This is a genomic window from Coleofasciculus sp. F4-SAH-05 (assembly GCF_040222985.1).
Taxonomy (GTDB): Bacteria; Cyanobacteriota; Cyanobacteriia; order Cyanobacteriales; family Coleofasciculaceae; genus Coleofasciculus; species Coleofasciculus chthonoplastes.
This window is the reverse complement of sequence record NZ_JAVKBY010000228.1, coordinates 1-18144: the sequence shown is the minus strand read 5'-3', so window position 1 is coordinate 18144 and position 18144 is coordinate 1. Positions and strand designations below refer to the sequence as shown.

Genomic DNA, 18144 nt, shown 5'->3' with positions numbered 1-18144 from the left:
AACGCATCTACTGGGTAAAAATCTTAGTGCGTTTATAAGACTTTTAGTCTTATCTCCTTAGCAGAAATGGCTTGGAGGGGTATAAAGGCAAAAGTTCCTGATACCCACCGAGAACAGCGGTTCCCAGTGGTAACAGCAGGGAAAGAATCCCTAACTAGATTACTTGTAATTAGTTAGGGTCTGTTCAAACGAGGGCGACTTCCCTTATCTGCCGACAATTGTTTGTGGTCAGAGATAATTTCCTTTAGCCAAACTGTTTGGTCTGAACGGGCAGATTGATTATCAGTGAATTCATCAGTAACACACTCATGATTGATGAAAAATTTAGAATAGCAATAAGGATGGATATTACCACAAAACCGCTGAACCCAGATCAGCAAATTAATCACGGGTGTAACTTAAAATGGAAACCTACCGATCAAACAGACTATTGGTTGGCAACAACGGCGCTAATGAGGCGTAAGATCGGTGGCAAGCCAAGTTTGGTTTGTAAGTAAGACCCTTTGACGAAATCAATTGGTTCACTGTTTTGCCAACGGGCATTCTGACAAAAGTAATTAACCCAAAACCCGCTAAGGGAAGACTAGAGCGGCTTGTCAGGATTACCTGTCAAGCGAGTCAAGGTGAGTTGTCTACTTATTGTACTCCCTTGATGCCAACGCTTTCCGGTTAGCAATGTAGATATTGGTTTTCTGTCCTTTTTTCCAAAATTCAATCACACCATTGGAAAAAAATCGTCAATCAGGATAAACCCTGATGACTTACTTGGTTGAAAGTAATTGAATCAACCAAGACTCCTGTGTTTTGGGTCAATTTGAGAGAAGCCTTAAACAGAATAGTGCTGAATTAAGTGTTTGTAGGTAAGCCTGTGAGCGCTCTACTATCGCTTTGTGCTTACTCCCTTAAATCAGTGCCACTTAATGCTTGTCTACGCGCCTTATCTAGTATGATTTGCCAAATCTTACAACAGTGTTTACCCCGGCATCGGCTTAATTTTCGCTGCCAATAATTTCAGAATGCTACAACACCCTTTCATCTCATAAGTACAAGAGAAACTAATCTACAATGACACCACAAACAACCTTTCCTCAAGCCGGATTAACGGAGACAATCCGGGAAGATGTAATTGACTCATTACCAAGCAGAGACACCAACAATATTGGAGTCGAACATGGAGCTAAGTATCGCACCTCGGAGTGGTACACCGGCTCTGGAGAAATCGTTCCGGGGAATGATAGTCGCTCGTTTGAAGTCACGGCAACCTTTACCCTAAAAGCTCAAGTCAAACTCATTCAGGGCATTTTCGACCCCTCTAACCCAACCCTAGCTGAAATCTATAATAGTCGGGGTCGCTGTGTCGCCATCATTGACCAAACGGTAGATAATTTGTACGGGGAATCGGTGCGTCAGTATTTTGACACCCACGAAATCCCCCTGCAGATGAATGTTTGTCGCGCTTGGGAAGCCGATAAAACCCCGGAAACGGTTCATCGCCTGCTGGAATTCTTAGGAAAAGACGGCTGTGATGTCTCTCGCAACGAACCTGTATTGGTGATTGGTGGGGGGGTTCTCAGTGATGTGGCTGGATTAGCCTGTGCCTTACAACACCGCCGCACACCTTATATTATGGTGGGTACGACTGTTGTAGCGGCGATTGATGCCGGTCCGAGTCCGCGTACCTGTACCAATGGCAAACAATTTAAGAATAGTATCGGGGCGTATCATCCACCCGTACTAACCTTAGTCGATCGCACTTTTTTCCGCACCCTCGCCAAGGGTCATATCCGGAATGGGATGGCGGAAATTATTAAGATGGCGGTGACGGATGACAAAGTTTTGTTTGAACTGCTGGAAGACTATGGTCCGCGCTTAGTTGAAACTCACTTCGCGACGTTAGGAGATGATCAGGAGTTAGCTAAGGTTGCAGATGAGGTGATTTATCGGGCATTGTTCTCGTATATGAAATATGAGGGGACAAATATGTTCGAGACGTATCAGGATCGACCCCATGCTTATGGTCACACCTGGAGTCCCCGTTATGAACCCGCCGCCAAGTTAATGCATGGTCATGCGGTAGCGGTAGGAATGGCGTATGGCGCCAGTTTAGCGACGAAATTAGGTTGGTTGCAACCCACAGAACGCGATCGCATTATCGCACTGATTCGTTCTCTGGGGTTAACCGCCTATCACCCTATCTTAGAAGACATTGATTTGATGATTGCGGGTCAGCAAAATATGCGGCGCAAGCGGGGAGAGGGCGGACTGTGGGCACCTCTACCCTGTGGTATCGGTGCTTGTGATTATGCCAAAGAAGTCCCCCCAGATGTACTGGAAGCGGCGGTAGCGGATCATAAAGCCGTTTGTGCAACCTTACCCGATGGTGGTGCTGGTGTCGAGATGTATCTCAAGGATTTGGGTTTGGAATAATTCTATCTACCCCCCCATGTAGAGACGCGCCATGGCGCGTCTCTACAATGCAACGTCTGGTACAAATTGCCACACCATTAAGGAAACAAATCATGCAAACTGTAACAAAAGAAGCGATCGCGCGTCCGGTTACTCCCCTGGGAATTCTCGTCGAACACCTTGAGCAAACCCTGGAATTAGTAGACGCCGCGCAACATCCGCAACTGGCGAGTTCTCTGCAAAAAGCCTATCAACTCGCGGCTAAACTTGAACCCTACCTGAATCAAAATACAACTCCAGATTCTCCCGCCTTAACCGCCTTAGTTGAGAAAACTTGCACCGAAGACTGGAGTAGACTCTTCTGTGATGGCGAGACAGTGCGCCAGTTAGAACAGGAGATGTTATCTGGACATATTGAGGGACAAACCTTGAAGATGTTTGTCAAGATGACTGGGGCGAAACGGGTTCTGGAAATTGGTATGTTCACAGGCTATTCTGCTTTAGCCATGGCGGAAGGATTACCCGAAGATGGATCAGTTATTGCTTGTGAGGTGGATGAGTATGTGGCAAGTTTTGCCCAAACCTGTTTTCAAGCTTCACCTCATGGTGACAAAATTACCGTAAAAGTCGCCCCAGCCTTGGAGACACTGCGTCAATTAGCGAAAGCGGGTGAGTCGTTTGACTTGGTATTTATTGATGCAGATAAGCAGGAGTATGTGGATTATTATCATACGCTCCTAGACACCCAATTATTAGCACCAGACGGGTTAATTTGTGTCGATAATACCTTATTCCAGGGACAGGTTTATTTAGCAGAAGAAGAACGAACCCCTAATGGAGACGCGATCGCCAAATTTAATCAGGTGGTTACCGATGATTCTAGGGTGGAACAGGTTGTCTTACCCTTGCGTGACGGTTTGACCCTAATTCGGCGGGTTTAAACGGACATCTGTAGGGGCGGGTTTCACTATTATCGTTGGAAATGGTGCGTTACGCTTCGCTAACGCACCCTACACCCGCCCCGACTTAATCCTCAATTTCCTGATTAAATGGGGTTTGGTGACCAAACCCCTACTCTTGACAAATGACTAACTCACTTATTCTCGCTGTACTGCAAAACCTGGGGACATTAACCTTACTCGCGATCGCGTTTCCATTCAATTTAACCGTTGTCCTCGTGGCGCTAGTGTGGGATGCTCTCTCCCGCCCCTTCCAGAAACCCAAAGTCGCTAACCCCCATCCGAAAACGATTATGCTCACTGGGGGAAAAATGACCAAATCGCTGCAACTGGCGCGGTCATTTTACGCCGATGGACATAGGGTTATTTTAGTGGAAACTCATAAATATTGGTTGGTGGGACATCGATTTTCCCGGGCGGTTGATCGGTTTTATACGGTTCCCGCCCCCAACAAAGATCCCGATGGCTACATGGAAGGGCTACTCGCGATCGCGAAACAGGAAAATGTGGATGTTTATGTTCCCGTCTGTAGTCCCGTCGCCAGTTATTATGATTCTCTAGCCAAGCCTGTATTATCGGGGTGTTGTGAAGTATTCCACTTTGCTCCAGATGTCACCCAAATGCTGGATGATAAGTTTGCCTTTGCCCAAAAAGCACGAGAATTTGGCTTATCTGTACCCAAATCCTTTAAAATTACTGATCCGCAACAGGTGATTGATTTTGACTTTTCCCAAGAGAAACGCAAATATATCCTGAAAAGCATTCCCTACGACTCGGTGCGGCGCTTAAACTTAACTAAACTTCCCTGCGATACTCCAGCAGAAACTGCCGCATTTGTCAAGAGTTTACCCATTAGTGAGGAGAAACCCTGGATTATGCAGGAGTTTATTCCAGGTAAGGAATACTGTACACATAGTACGGTACGGAATGGGGAATTGCGACTGCACTGCTGCTGTGAATCGTCGGCGTTTCAAGTGAATTATGAAAACGTGGATCAATCAGATATTTTACAGTGGGTGAGTCGATTTGTTCATGGATTAAATTTGACGGGACAAGCCTCCTTTGATTTTATCAAGGCAGAGGATGGAACAGTTTACGCGATCGAGTGTAATCCGCGCACGCATTCGGCGATTACCATGTTTTATAACCATCCCGGCGTGGCGGAAGCCTATTTGGGTGAAACACCTTTCCCTGAACCCTTGCAGCCATTGCCGCAGAGTAAGCCAACCTATTGGTTATATCACGAAATTTGGCGGTTAAATGAGATTCGCTCGTTTGGGGATATCCGGCGCTGGCTTCAGACAGTGTTTGGCGGGAAAGATGCCATTTTTCAAGTCAATGATCCACTACCGTTTTTGATAGTACACCATTGGCAAATTACTTTATTGTTGCTAGATAATTTGCGCCGGATGCAGGGCTGGATTAGGATTGATTTTAATATCGGTAAGTTAGTGGAATTGGGGGGAGATTGAAAAGCTGGGGGAGCTGGGGGAGACTTCGGCGTGAGCGCTCAGTCGAACGCTGGGGAAGCTGGGGGAGCTGGGGGAGCTGATGATGCCATAGTGGTAGGTGGCAGTATAGCCGATAGTTCAATCGCTTACCATCTGGTGTGCCAAGGTGTTAAAACCCTAAAGAACTCGAAACCGATATTATGCATTTAAATGTTGAGCGATTTAACTCATAATTTATTAATAATTCAGTAATGATTACAGCTACTTTTATCGTATTTCTTTTGTTGTTTACTGGCGTCGGCATTTATTCGGCAACCCAAAAGCAAAATACGACAACTGATTACCTCCTTGCCAGCCGTAATGTTAATCCCTGGCTAACTGCCTTTTCAGCGATGGCGACGGGTCAAAGTGGCTTTCTATTTATCGGTCAAGTTGGCTTTGCTTATCAGATTGGAATATCGGCAATTTGGCTAACCATTGGCTGGGCGATAGGAGATTATATCGCTTGGGGATTAGTGTTTAAACGATTAAGACAGGTTTCTGAAGAAATTTCTGCCGATACGGTGTCTAGTTTCCTGGGTCAAGAAACCAAAGAAATTCGCTGGATTACTACAATTTCGGCTTTAATTACCATCGCGTTTCTGGGTTCTTATGCAGCGGCGCAACTGGTTGCAGGAGGCAAAGCACTCCATGCGTTGTTTAATTGGAACTATTCCGTCGGTGTGATTGTGGGCGCGATTGTCGTGGTGATTTACTGTTTTTCTGGGGGGATTCGGGCTTCAATTTGGACGGATACAGTGCAAGCCACGATTATGATTGGTTCCTTGGTGCTACTATTTGTGGTGGCGATTGCCAATTGTGGCGGATTAAGTGGATTCTGGACACAGCTTGCCGCCATTGACCCAGGATTGGTAAATTTAAGTCCACAGGATCTGGAGTGGGGACTTTTACCCTTTTTAATTGGCTGGATTGTCGCTGGATTTGGTGTGGTGGGTCAACCCCACATTTTAGTTCGGGCAATGGCAATTAATTCAGCCAATAAAATTGGGTTTGCCCGGAATATTCAAGTGATTTTTGGTTTAGTGAACTCCTTTGCCGCGATGGGTGTGGGGATGGCGGCGCGAGTGCTTTTGCCAAATTTATTAACCAATGGTGATCCAGAATTGGCACTGCCCTATTTAGCCCTAGAATTATTGCCCGCCATCTTAGTTGGACTGATGCTATCTGGGCTCTTTGCGGCTACAATATCGACGGCTGATTCCCAGATTTTATCCTGTTCAGCGGCGTTAACTCAAGACCTGTTTCCGGGATTGGCGCATTCGTATAAGTATGCCAAGTTAGGGACGTTAACAGTAACGTTAATTATCTTAAGTATTGCTTTAAGTGGGGACAACAATGTCTTTGCCTTGATTACGTTCTCTTGGTCAATTCTAGCCTCAGGTTTGGGACCACTGCTGATAGTACGGGCTTGGCAAAAGTCGGTAACCACGCCAGCCGCGATCGCGATGATGGTAGGGGGGATTGCCGCGGCGTTGTTCTGGAAGATGGGACTGGATTTATCGGGTATAATTTACGAGGTGCTTCCGGGTATGGCGGCGGGGAGTCTGATTTATTTAGGATCTCAGTTTTTTATTGCCCAAGAAAGTAGTTAACTATTGTCAAAATAACGTTAAACAATCGTTTTTTAGTCTTTGTTCTTTTTGGTTAATCTAAAAAAATGACTCAATTACTTAGCAAGACTCAATCCTTTCCCCTATCCCCCATTCAACAGACGCATTGGTTTCTTTATCAGTTAGCCTCTCAGGGACTTGATGATAAACGTTCCATCGCTTTACGGATTCAATCTCCGGTCGATTTAGACGCCATAGTTAGGGCATTTCAACAATTAATTGACCGTCATCCCAGCCTACGGAGTACATTCTGCGATCGCGCGGGTCAATTGACGCAGGAAATCCGCGATACAGGCAAGGTTGATTTTGACGCGATCGATGTCTCTAACCAAAGTGAACAGCAGTTGAATACAACTCTGGTACAGATAGCAACTGTTCCCTTTAAATTAGAACAGGAATCAGGATTACGGGTTAGACTATTGAGTCGTTCTAAAACCGACCATATTCTGTTAATCACGGTTCATAAAATAGCCAGTGACGAAGAATCTTTACTTATATTAATCGATGAAATTTTAACCATTTATAACGATTCCATTCAGTTTAAAGGAGAGAATTCAAAGCCTCTCTCCTTGCAGGAGAGAGGTTTGGAGAGAGGTTCTCCCGATCCCGTGAAAAGTAAACTGAATCAGTCTGATCAAAACTGGGTGCAGCTAACAACCCATTGGTTAACTCCTTCCCAATCCGAACACCTTAAAACCTATTGGCACAACAAACTAGCCGGAGAATTGCCTGTATTAGACTTACCAGGAAGTGCAACTCGTCCCCCCTTACGCACCTATAACGGTTCCGCATCTCAATTAAAACTTGATCGGAACATAACCCAAAACCTCAACCAACTAGCACAGCAATCCGGTGCCTCCCTGGATACACTTCTTCTGGCAGCCTTTAAAGTATTACTGTACCGCTATACCGGCGAATCGGATATTTTAGTCGGGATGTTGAATAGTCCCCGAAATCAACCAGAATTTACCAGAACTATTGGTGATTTCAGTAACATCGTGGTGACTAGAGATGAGATTACTGGCAATCAAACCTTCACCGACGTTCTCCGACAAGTAAATCAGACGGTGACTGAAACCAAAGATTATCAAGACTATCCCTTCCCCCAATTAGTCAAAGAATTACCATCTGCCTCGAACTTGAGTCATTCCCCAATTTGCCAAGCCTCATTTACCTTCCAGAATTGGCAGTCATTGCCAACAACTTCTCAACTCTTTGAGGCAACAGCGAATAATCAGTTAACTCGATGCGGTACACTGGAAGTCGGCTATTTTCAACTCCACCAGCACAGTGTCGAATTTGACATCAGCCTAGAGATTATTCAATTAACCGATTCCTTGCTGGTTTCGCTGCAATACAACAGCGATTTATTCGACACTGATACAATATCCCAGATTATCCAGCATTACCAAAATTTACTAACGGCAATTATCACCACCCCCAATCAACCCGTGGGTTCGTTACCTGTACTGAGTAAAACTGAACAACAGTATATTTTACAGGATTGGAATGCCACCCAAACCGACTATAATTTATCTCGCTGTCTGCACCACTTAATTGAAGCCCAAGTCGAGAAAACGCCCGATGCTATTGCTGTCATCTTTGACAATCAACAATTAACCTATCGCCAGTTAAATAGCCGTGCCAATCAACTCGCCCATTACCTGCAAAAATTAGGCGTTAAACCTGAATCATTAGTCGGGATTTGTGTCGAACGTTCCCTAGAAATGGTTGTGGGACTTTTAGCAATACTCAAAGCCGGGGGTGCTTATGTTCCCATTGATCCGAATTATCCCGTTGACCGAATTGCCTACATGCTGGCAGACTCCCAGGTTCCGGTATTACTCACCCAAGAACCCTTAGTTCCACACTTACCGAAATCCACCGCTAAAATCATCTGTCTAGATACTCAATGGGACAATATTGCCGCAGAAAATAACCATAATCCGGATAGCACCATTCAACCCGAAAACCTAGCTTACGTTATTTATACCTCCGGTTCAACCGGTAAACCCAAAGGGGCGATGAACACCCATCAGGGAATTTGTAACCGTTTGCTATGGATGCAACAAACCTATCACCTCACACCCGCAGATTCGGTTCTCCAAAAAACCCCCTTTAGTTTCGATGTTTCCGTCTGGGAATTCTTCTGGACATTAATGACGGGGGCTAGTTTAGTCGTAGCGAAACCCGGCGGACATCAAGATAGTCGATATTTAGTTGAAATTATCACCCAGCAGCAGATTACTACACTGCACTTTGTCCCCTCAATGCTGCAACTTTTCCTAGAAGAACCCGACATCAACCGTTGTCAATCCCTAAAGAGGGTGATTTGCAGTGGTGAAGCCTTACCCCTTGACCTGCAAAACCGTTTCTTTTCCCGATTAGACTGCGAACTTCACAACTTATATGGTCCCACCGAAGCCGCCATTGATGTCACCTATTGGCAATGTCAACGCAATAGTAAATCAAGCATTGTTCCCATCGGGCGTCCAGTCGCCAATACCCAAATTTATATCCTTGACCCCTATTTACACCCCGTTCCCATTGGCGTTCCCGGTGAAATCCATATCGGCGGCGTACAAGTCGCCAGAGGCTATTTGAATCGTCCCGAATTAACCCAAGAAAAATTCATTGCCAACCCCTTTCAAAACCCGTCCCGACAGACACACCATGGGTCAAAATTGTATAAAACCGGAGACTTAGCCCGTTATCGTCCCGATGGTACAATAGAATACCTACGTCGAATTGACCATCAAGTCAAAATTCGTGGCTTTCGCATCGAACTCGGCGAAATTGAAAATGCATTAACCGAATATCCCCAAATCCGGGAAGCTGTCGTCATTGCCAGAACCGAAAAATCGGGAGGAAAACAGTTAGTCGCCTATTTCGTATCCACTCAGGAAAAACCCAGTCCCCGTAGCTTGCGTAGCTTCCTCAAAGAAAGCCTTCCTGATTACATGATTCCGGCGGCTTTTGTCAGCTTAGACTCGTTACCGCTAACCCCCAATGGTAAAGTCAATCGTCGCGCCCTCCCTGCACCTAACCCCGCCAGTTTTGGGGGCGAAACCACATTTATCGCCCCTCGGAATCATCTGGAACAGCAATTAGCCAAAATTTGGTCAGACTTATTAGATATCGACAAAATTGGCATCAACGATAACTTCTTTGAACGGGGCGGTCATTCCCTATTAGCCCTGAAACTAATGGGAAAAATTCAGCACCAGTTTGGTCAAACATTGCCGTTAACCACTCTATTTACGAGTCCCACGATTGCCGAATTAGCCAATGTGATCAGTCATGCAGAGGTTGAGTCCTATTCTGCCATCGTACCGATTCAGACTCAAGGAAGCAAACCCCCATTTTTCTGTGTCCATCCCGCTGGCGGCAATGTCCTTTGTTATCTGAAATTAGCCGATTATCTGGGTACAGACCAACCCTTTTATGGGTTACAAGCCCAAGGGTTTAATCAAGGAGAAGAAGCCTTAACGCAGGTGGAAGATATGGCACATCTCTATGTCAAAGCCATCCGAGAGGTACAACCCGAAGGACCTTATCAAATTGGCGGTTGGTCATTTGGTGGAATTGTGGCGTATGAGATTGCCCAGCAGTTACAAAAACAGGGTGAAGAAGTCAGTCGGCTAGCTATTTTAGACTCGTGGGTACCGATTATATTGGATCAAGCCAAAAAAATTGATGATCACTACTTAGTCGGAGTTTGTTCTCGCGTATTTGGGGGTATGTTTGGTCAAGATAACTTAGTTTCCCCCGATGAATTACAAGGATTAACGGTTCCCGAACAAATCGACTACATTCTCGCCAAAGCACAACAGGTTGGCGTGTTTCCCACTGAAGGCAATCAGGAACAAAATCGGCGAATTTTGGATGTATTGGTGGGAACCCTAAAAGCCACTTATGCCTATAAACGTCAGCCCTATCCTAGCAAAGTAACCGTTTTTCGGGCGCAGGAGAAGCATTTACACGCCCCTGATCCTCAGTTGGTTTGGGTAGAATTGTTTGCTATTTTAGACGCCAAGGAGATTGATGTGATTCCGGTTCCTGGACATCATTATTCGTTTATTCTGGAACCAAATGTGCGCGTTTTAGCAGAACGTCTTGCTGCTTGCTTAAACTGAATGTCACTGACTGGTATGCTGGTGGGCAATGCCCACCCTACGGTATCTCTATCACTCATTAATGTCCAGTCATAACGGAGGAGAACCTTGAGCAATTACTCCAGCTCGTTCTTCTTGTAAACAGCGAACTTTAGTCGTAGAATAGTTAGACCATTGACGTCGCTCAGCTTCTTCATAGTCTTTAATTATTAAGCTCAAGAGAGGAACACAAATGTCGTGCTGACTAGCCAGAGCCAGAGCCAGCCGTAAATCTTTATGGAGTAATTTGACAGTAAAGGCAGGGTGTTGAGATAAGTCATCACAGCGTCGTGAGAACCAATAGTGAGGTAAGCCGTGAATGTCCCCAGGATTCTGACCAAACGATCCCAAACGTAGCACATCCCAAATCGTTTGTAGGTCGATTCCCGAAGCTAAACCTAAGGTAATTCCTTCACTCACCGCTTGAACCGCGATCGCATTTACAGCATTGTGGATCAGTTTGCATCGAGTTCCGGTGCTAATTTCTCCACAGTAAATAACCTGATCAGCCATTAATTGGAGGATGGGTTCAACGCGCTCAAAAGTTTCCCGTGAGCCACCAACCAGAATCGCTAAACCCATGCCTTGCTGACTTTGAGCCCCTACCGGGCAATCATTAAAGGGGGCATCTAACATCTCAATTCCCAGTTTTTCCATGGCGTGATGAATTCTGAGAACTGTTTCGGGAGAATTGGTGGTAATGTCCACGTAGACACTGCCTGGTTGCAATCCTTGGCTCAGGTTTTGTTCACCCTCTAGTACGGCTGTGATTACATCATCAGGAGTTGGTAAGGCAGTAAAGATGATCTCTGAACGGGTGGCAAGTTCGGCACAACTCTGAGTAATTTTGGCACCTAGAGATTGCAACTTTGCCATGGAATCTCGATTAAGATCGTAAACATATACCGAGTAACCATGGGCGAGAAAATTAGCGGCTTGTTTTCCTCCAATATTGCCGCAACCAATGATGCCAATGGTGGGATAATTGGGGCGAGATTCAGTTCCTGAGTTGCTATCAGTTGATACCATAATGAATTAAGTTTGTTTTTTATATAGCAACCGCCATAGCGGTTAGGACACATCATTTATGTAGAGACGCGCCATGGCGCGTCTCTACAATAGTGCCGAACGTCCTCATCAATGTGTCTACTGCTATATTAGCATAGATAGACAAAATATATGAATAAAGATTAACAAGCTTATTTAGTTTGTTTAGTGTATCCTATAACCCTTGTAGTTTATCTGCCATAGACTAAGTTTCAACGATTAAAATAATTCTATTTTGCCTCCTATCAAAATCCAAAAGCCAAAGAATCCAGCATAGACTTACTTTTATCATGTCCAACTTAAGGTCAGCCCGAACCTGCTTTTCTTCTAAATCATCGCAACGTCGAGCCTTTAATATTGTTGTTATCATCTCCTCAAAAGATGGCTTAGCTTGTCCCCCTTTGGCAGCCGATTCATAATGTTCCTTCTGGCGTTCCGCTTCGGCAAAGGCGGTGATACTAACTTGATATTGTTTAATTTTTGAGCGAGTTGTGTTACTAATCGCTGCCATTTAAATTCCTTCTACAAAATAACATTGAGTAAAGCTTTCGCCAAATGATAAACAACAGGGACTGAAACAGCATTCCCTAGTTGATACTTAGCCGTTGCTTGATTATCCGCCAGTTTAAACCATTCTGGAAACCCTTGCAATCTGGCGTAGTCTTGCGCGGTAAGTCGCTTAAATTTTCTCTTTCTATAAATTTATTTTATGAATGTTTGTTTATAAACTTCAGGCTCTTGACATTTCAGGGATTTGGTTGCCACAAAGTCTCTTGTTCCGGTCGCCGTTAACGTAGCGATTACATCGGCATGAGGTAAGAATATTTTAGAAACACCGTTAATGCCTGAAGATATTTTTGAATTGACAAATTCATATCCTTTCTCATCAATATAACGAATAATTTTTTTAGAAACTAAGTTTTCAAGTTCCTCAATTTTCAGTTCGGGAACAAGCTGGCTTAATATCGCAAAGCTTAAGGGATTACCATCCTTTAGACCATAGATCTTCTTGCGTCTATTCTTTAAAATCGTTTTACAGATTAATTTTTCTCTAGTCGTTGTTTTAATCAAGTCCCAAGAATGAATCGTCGTATGTCCATCTCTGATATCCGCGAAAACAAAAAAATCATTGAGTTCATCTATTTTTTGAAATCTACCTCTGGAGGCTGGTATTTTTCCATCAAATAAAATCTCTGGAGGAAACTTTTTTTTAGTAAACTGACAACGTTCAATACCATCAATGACATCATAGAGCTTGATTGGCTTACCTAAAGGCTTAGGAAATTCAAAGCTTTTACTCTTTTCTATATCATTTCTGATGCCGACGATAAATACTCGATCTCTATCTTGAGGCAAACCAAAATCGTAGGAGTTAAGCACTTCAAAATCAACCTGATAACCACATTGGGTTAAACTCTGAATAATGTAGTTCAAGCTGGGTTTATTTCTGGGTTCTGTTAACCCTTTAACATTCTCCAGGATAAATCCTTTAGGTTGGTTCACCTGGACAACTCTAAACACATCAATCCACAGCTTACCTCTCGGATCATCTAACCCTTGTAATTTACCGGCAATAGACCAAGGTTGGCAAGGGACGCCACCAACCAAAATATCGACCTCAAACGGTAACTTATGCAGCGTTGTTATGTCTCCTAGATAGAGTTCATCGGTATTTATATAACCAATAAAATTTTTCTTGTAGACGTTAATGGCTTCTTTATCTATCTCTGAGTAACCTAAACATTTTCCACCCAACTCTTCTAGAGCAATCCTAAATCCACCAATGCCGGCGAATAAGTCTACAAAAGTAAATTTAGGCTGAAAAAATATAAGATTAATCGGTTTGAAAGATTGAAATAATTCTATTTGTTCGCCATGGTCTAAAGATTTCATAGGATTGATGACGATGTTCTGAAATTAGCAGCAGAGTGATGGCTGCTAGTACACCTTGGCAGAAAGTTGAACAAGGTAGATGTGAACGGGTGAGTTATTTCTGTCACTCTAGGCGGAATGATACTGCCCAGTCATGCTACAACAATAGAGGAAATTCTGGTGTCAAACCCAACGACTCACCACCAACGCCATCTATGCAATCTGCTCCCCTTGACGGTAATCCCTGTGTTTTGCTTGTAGAAACCGATGAAAGTCTAGCTCAACGCATGAGCCTAGATCTAATAGAAGCTGGATATCATACGGTTATCGCGACAGATGCGCCCAGTGGCTGGCATCAAGCTTGTGAACTCCAACCCGCGATAATGGTTGTAGATCAATCGCTTTCTGGTTCTGGCGAATCAGGTTTGAGTTTATGTACTCGCCTGAGAAAAGCCGGTTCTCGTGTCCCCCTACTCTTACTGATCACTCGCGACACTATCGAGGATCGAGTCGCCTGTTTAGAAGCGGGTGCTGATGATTTTTTCCTGAAACCCTATCGCGCTGATGCCTTTTTGCAGATTGTACGTCTGTATCTAGAACCGGATACCAATACGAGTGAACAAGTCCGATTTGGGGATTTAGCGTTAGATTTGACGACGCGCCGTGCGATGCGGGGAGGACGAGTGATTGATTTGACGATGAAAGAGTTTGAATTGCTTAAGTATTTGATGACCCATCCCCGTGAAGTTTTAACTCGCGAGCAAATCCTGGAAAATGTGTGGGGATACGATTTTCTGGGCGAGTCAAATGTGATTGAGGTGTATATCCGGTATCTCCGCCTGAAAATTGAAGATGAGGGTGACAAGCGCTTGATTCAAACCGTCCGGGGTGTCGGTTACGTTTTGCGAGAATCTTAGTTAAGTGGGTGGAAAACATTAAAGTTAGCGGTTTTGATTGTCTTATGTCTTATGTCCCTGTCTCCCCCTGCTCCCAGACGTGCCATGGCACGTCTCTACAACCCTATCTCCCTCACCTAAACCGATGAACTATCCTATTCGCCTACTCGGAATCACCCTAAGTCTGATACTGCTTGGATGTTCGGCTTCTGGATCAAACCCTGTCGCCGATGGAACACTATTAAAGTCCGGTGAACAGCTTCCAGAACCGCCATCTCTCTCCTCGTCATCCCCTAATTCTGGTCAGATGTTACCTATTAGCGCTCAAGCCCAGATCGGTGATCAGCAGATTTTACTCGAAGTGGCTAGGACACCTCGACAACAGCAGCTCGGATTGATGTATCGCACGGCTTTAGCACCAAACCGAGGGATGTTGTTTCCCTTGAACCCACCGCGAGCGGCTAGCTTTTGGATGAAGAATGTGAAAATCCCCCTGGATATGATCTTTTTGCGAGATGGCGAGGTCAAAGCGATCGCGGAAAATGTTCCCCCCTGCATCACGACTCCCTGTCCTACCTACGGTCCAGGGGTTTTGGTTGACCAAGTGATTGAACTCGCTGGGGGACGAGCGGCTCAACTGGGACTACAGGTAGGCGATCGCGTAAAAATCATCCTCCTAGAGGAAGAGATTAATCCCGCGTCAGAATCTTAAATTTTGATTAACATCATTTAAAAATTAAATCCACGATGTAAAGATTTTTATCCGAAATTACGTTAACATTTCGTAAGATAGATTCTCATAAAAGACTATCTGACGACGAGGTAGTGACCTGTCTGAGCTGTGGCTACCCATCAACACGACCAAGTAGGGGTGTAGTCTGCAACTAGCTTTTAGTGGTGTGAAGTGAGTTAACTAAAATTACCCTCAAGTTGATGGGGGGTGAAGGTTAAAACGATACCTGGTCAGCACATCCAGTGAGTCTTCAACTCGATCAATCAAGATCTTAGATGGTCAGTGATCTAGGACACAAGCAGTGCCGGATTAACCGATCACAATAAGCAAAGAACCTTCAGCTAGTAGACAGTATTAAATCTGTCTACCCATTGCTAAAGGAGGCAGGACGCTGATTCCAAAATAGTAGCCGATAAGGAGGTGAATAGCCATTATGGCACCTGCAACCTATTCTGAATTTTTACGATTTTTGCAAGAGGAATTGGCAATTTCTACTGATTCCATTGCGATCGCTCAACGACGTCGGGAACAAGACCCAGGACCATTACCGATGATTCTGTGGCAGTACGGTTTAGTCACATTGCAGCAATTAGACCAAATCTATGACTGGCTGGAAACAGTCTGAAACCCAAACAATCGGTCAGGAGAAAATGAAGAATGTCTAAATGCTTACGCTTTGGGAATAATCCATTCACGTCTAAACCGTTGAATTTCATACCGTATGATCCATTGACCGTTGATTACTCTACAAGAAAGAGCGGGTCGCTAGTTGACCCGCTCTTTTTTGGCATCCTATTTCCTCATGTAACCTAAGATGAATACCACTGACTGGTATGCTGGTGGGCAATGCCCACCCTACGGGATATCAAAGGTTTCGGCAATTCCCTAATGGAAATTTTCAGTGCCATTCAACCTAAGATTGAGTCAAAACGCGAGCCGCCGCTGACACTCCGGCTCCTGGTGTCATGGACTCATAACCTAATTCCCGCAACGTGGCTTCTAGCGCCCCAATCGCCGCCAAAATATCGCGACTAGAGACAAAGCCTAAGTGACCCATACGGAATATTTTGCCTTTGAAGTGATCTTGTCCCCCAGCTAGAGCAATATCAAAACGTTTTTTCATCACGCTACGAATTTTTTCGGCTTCAATCGACACAGGGGCTACCGCCGTTACCGCTGGACTAGCGGCGTTATCCGGAGCAAATAGGGGAAGGGAAAGCGCCTCAATCGCCGCCCGCGTTGCCTGCATCAATCGTTGATGACGGGCAAAAATATTATCTAACCCCTCAGCTTTCATCATTCGCAACGCCGTTTGCAGTCCGATCACTAAATTGACTGGCGGCGTAAACGGATTACTATTCTTTTGTGCCGCTTTGCGATAGGCTCCCAAATCTAAATAAAAGCGCGGCAGTTTAGCGGTTTCGTAGGCTTGCCAAGCCTTATCCGAGACACAAACAAACCCTAACCCTGGGGGAATCATATAGCCTTTCTGAGAACCAGACGCCACCACATCAATCCCCCACTCATCAATCGGTAAATTGACGGCGCCCAAACTGGTTACCGCATCTACAATAATCAGAGCTTGACCGTGGTCTTTGACGTAACGGTTAATCGTTTCCAGGTCATTGAGTACCCCCGTGGAGGTTTCTGAATGGGTAACGATAACGGCTTTGATTGTCTTATCCGTATCCGCCTCCAGCTTTTGGCGAAACGCTTCCGGATCAAGGGGTTGACCCCACTCGGCTGTAATCGTCTCCACCTCTAAACCAAACGCCGCGCTCATCTTCGCCCAGCGATCGCCAAATTTACCGTTACTTCCCACCAAAACGTGATCACCGGGACTCAAAAAATTAATAATCCCGGCTTCCATAGCACCCGTACCACTCACCGTTAACACCAAAACATCATTTTGAGTCTGGTGCAACCATTTTAGGTTTTGGGTTACCTCTGCCATAACGGCGCTAAATTCCCCGCTGCGATGTCCGATCGGATGCTTAGCTAACGCCAGCAAAACCTGTTCAGGCACCGGTGTTGGTCCGGGAATCATCAGCATCAACTTATTATCCATGAGCGTTATCCTCAACCTTTGAGCATCGCCTAATTCCGAATCACCGCTTCTAAAAACCTAGACAAACCTACCCACAAGTAATTCTGTCTTGGTATAAGTCCACGGTGTAACTTTTGGTCGATAACCGTTAACGCTTACACTTGGCTGATACCCGGCATTGTTGCTCGATATCAGCCAAAACCTTCGGCTCCCAGTTAGAGACACAGTAGTAATCGTGTCTACGATTGACTACAGGGCATCGACCAATAAAATTATTAAATTGATATAGAGCACTCCATACGTGCTTTCTCGGATTCACTCCAAGATAGGCGGACACAGAGCGCGGCAATCTCTCTCTATACTTCATTCCTCATCTGGCAATTGCTTTTGTCTGCTGCAACATCAGATGATAGTCCATACATCCGACTATATTTAACCAATCCAATCAAAGTCGTGTATGGTGGTGTCCACACAGACAGCGTTATGCCTGGGTTGTATAAATTCGTTGACAAATTTTGATAACCACGACTGTATGCCCAGGCAGAAAGCATTCGAGCATATTTTTTTCCACGCTCTCTTTGTTGCGCTTTCTTGGTCGAAAAATCTAAGCTGTCTTTTTCTACAATATGTAGCTGAGGCAGTTTTTCCTTTAGCTAATGAAATTACTCCGTTAGCATAACGCTTACTGATTCCGTATTTCTCTTGAATATGACTATTCCAAGTGGAATGTCTAGTTATGTCACTAATTGTCTAGATATTTACGGACTGTTAGCTTATCCGGCGATAGGTTCCCCACGCTCTAATCTTCGATTGAGCGTGGGATGAATCGCCAGTTTATTATTGACAACTTGCTTGTTGTCAGCTAATATTAATTCTCTGGCGATAAGCAAGAAGTGGGCTCTTGCGTAT

12 protein-coding genes and 1 pseudogene are annotated in these 18144 nt (G+C 44.8%); 9 read left to right on the top strand and 4 right to left on the bottom strand.

What is annotated here, in order from left to right; translation table 11 throughout:
• The first annotated feature begins 1065 nt into the window (after positions 1-1065).
• The 6 genes from RIG27_RS27765 (at position 1066) to RIG27_RS27740 (ending at position 10622) form a co-directional block, all read left to right on the top strand.
• A complete protein-coding gene (locus RIG27_RS27765) occupies positions 1066-2427 on the top strand; it encodes a sedoheptulose 7-phosphate cyclase (protein WP_446350373.1) in 1362 nt (453 codons plus the stop codon).
• A 92-nt stretch (positions 2428-2519) separates the two neighbouring features.
• Positions 2520-3347, top strand: a complete 828-nt coding sequence (locus tag RIG27_RS27760; RefSeq protein WP_446350372.1) for an O-methyltransferase — start codon at positions 2520-2522, stop codon at positions 3345-3347.
• Positions 3348-3490: 143 nt separating this feature from the next.
• Entirely contained in the window at positions 3491-4837 is a 1347-nt protein-coding gene (locus tag RIG27_RS27755) for an ATP-grasp domain-containing protein (RefSeq protein ID WP_446350371.1), read from the top strand.
• Between the two features lie 30 nt (positions 4838-4867).
• Positions 4868-5026, top strand: coding sequence for a hypothetical protein (locus tag RIG27_RS27750; protein ID WP_446350370.1), 159 nt, complete (start codon positions 4868-4870; stop codon positions 5024-5026).
• A gap of 41 nt (positions 5027-5067) precedes the next feature.
• The gene (locus RIG27_RS27745; protein WP_446350369.1) at positions 5068-6468 is read left to right on the top strand and encodes a sodium/proline symporter; all 1401 of its coding nucleotides are present in this window, start codon (positions 5068-5070) and stop codon (positions 6466-6468) included.
• 65 nt (positions 6469-6533) lie between these two features.
• On the top strand, positions 6534-10622 hold the full coding sequence (locus RIG27_RS27740) for an amino acid adenylation domain-containing protein (RefSeq protein WP_446350368.1): 4089 nt from the start codon (positions 6534-6536) through the stop codon (positions 10620-10622).
• Between the two features lie 69 nt (positions 10623-10691).
• Here RIG27_RS27740 and RIG27_RS27735 read toward each other — a convergent pair whose 3' ends face one another.
• The 3 genes and pseudogenes from RIG27_RS27735 to RIG27_RS27725 form a co-directional block, all read right to left on the bottom strand.
• Entirely contained in the window at positions 10692-11669 is a 978-nt protein-coding gene (locus RIG27_RS27735) for an NAD(P)-dependent oxidoreductase (RefSeq protein WP_446350367.1), read from the bottom strand.
• A 223-nt stretch (positions 11670-11892) separates the two neighbouring features.
• Positions 11893-12198 carry a hypothetical protein gene (locus RIG27_RS27730; RefSeq protein ID WP_446350366.1) on the bottom strand — a complete coding sequence of 102 codons (306 nt, stop codon included), beginning with the start codon at positions 12196-12198 and terminating at the stop codon, positions 11893-11895.
• 11 nt (positions 12199-12209) lie between these two features.
• Positions 12210-13580: pseudogene (locus tag RIG27_RS27725) on the bottom strand (DNA cytosine methyltransferase).
• A gap of 194 nt (positions 13581-13774) precedes the next feature.
• On the opposite strand from RIG27_RS27725, the gene nblR reads away from it, so the two are divergent.
• The 3 genes from nblR (at position 13775) to RIG27_RS27710 (ending at position 15813) form a co-directional block, all read left to right on the top strand.
• Complete coding sequence (gene nblR / locus RIG27_RS27720) at positions 13775-14476, top strand: response regulator transcription factor NblR (RefSeq protein ID WP_446350375.1); 702 nt, start codon at positions 13775-13777, stop codon at positions 14474-14476.
• A gap of 124 nt (positions 14477-14600) precedes the next feature.
• Positions 14601-15167: a DUF192 domain-containing protein gene (locus RIG27_RS27715; protein WP_446350374.1), complete on the top strand. Its 567-nt coding sequence runs from the start codon at positions 14601-14603 to the stop codon at positions 15165-15167.
• A 454-nt stretch (positions 15168-15621) separates the two neighbouring features.
• Positions 15622-15813, top strand: a complete 192-nt coding sequence (locus RIG27_RS27710) for a DUF2949 domain-containing protein (RefSeq protein WP_006100242.1) — start codon at positions 15622-15624, stop codon at positions 15811-15813.
• 288 nt (positions 15814-16101) lie between these two features.
• Here RIG27_RS27710 and RIG27_RS27705 read toward each other — a convergent pair whose 3' ends face one another.
• Positions 16102-17256, bottom strand: coding sequence for a pyridoxal-phosphate-dependent aminotransferase family protein (locus tag RIG27_RS27705; protein ID WP_446350365.1), 1155 nt, complete (start codon positions 17254-17256; stop codon positions 16102-16104).
• Between the last annotated feature and the right edge of the window lie 888 nt (positions 17257-18144).

Bases quoted from the DNA above. Each gene is read 5' to 3' on its own strand.
- RIG27_RS27755 (WP_446350371.1), top strand. From the start codon at position 3,491: ATGACTAACTCACTTATTCTCGCTGTACTGCAAAACCTGGGGACATTA.
- RIG27_RS27765 (WP_446350373.1), top strand. From the start codon at position 1,066: ATGACACCACAAACAACCTTTCCTCAAGCCGGATTAACGGAGACAATC.
- RIG27_RS27735 (WP_446350367.1), bottom strand. From the start codon at position 11,669: ATGGTATCAACTGATAGCAACTCAGGAACTGAATCTCGCCCCAATTAT.
- RIG27_RS27730 (WP_446350366.1), bottom strand. From the start codon at position 12,198: ATGGCAGCGATTAGTAACACAACTCGCTCAAAAATTAAACAATATCAA.
- RIG27_RS27745 (WP_446350369.1), top strand. From the start codon at position 5,068: ATGATTACAGCTACTTTTATCGTATTTCTTTTGTTGTTTACTGGCGTC.
- RIG27_RS27715 (WP_446350374.1), top strand. From the start codon at position 14,601: ATGAACTATCCTATTCGCCTACTCGGAATCACCCTAAGTCTGATACTG.
- nblR (WP_446350375.1), top strand. From the start codon at position 13,775: ATGCAATCTGCTCCCCTTGACGGTAATCCCTGTGTTTTGCTTGTAGAA.
- RIG27_RS27705 (WP_446350365.1), bottom strand. From the start codon at position 17,256: ATGGATAATAAGTTGATGCTGATGATTCCCGGACCAACACCGGTGCCT.
- RIG27_RS27740 (WP_446350368.1), top strand. From the start codon at position 6,534: ATGACTCAATTACTTAGCAAGACTCAATCCTTTCCCCTATCCCCCATT.
- RIG27_RS27710 (WP_006100242.1), top strand. From the start codon at position 15,622: ATGGCACCTGCAACCTATTCTGAATTTTTACGATTTTTGCAAGAGGAA.
- RIG27_RS27760 (WP_446350372.1), top strand. From the start codon at position 2,520: ATGCAAACTGTAACAAAAGAAGCGATCGCGCGTCCGGTTACTCCCCTG.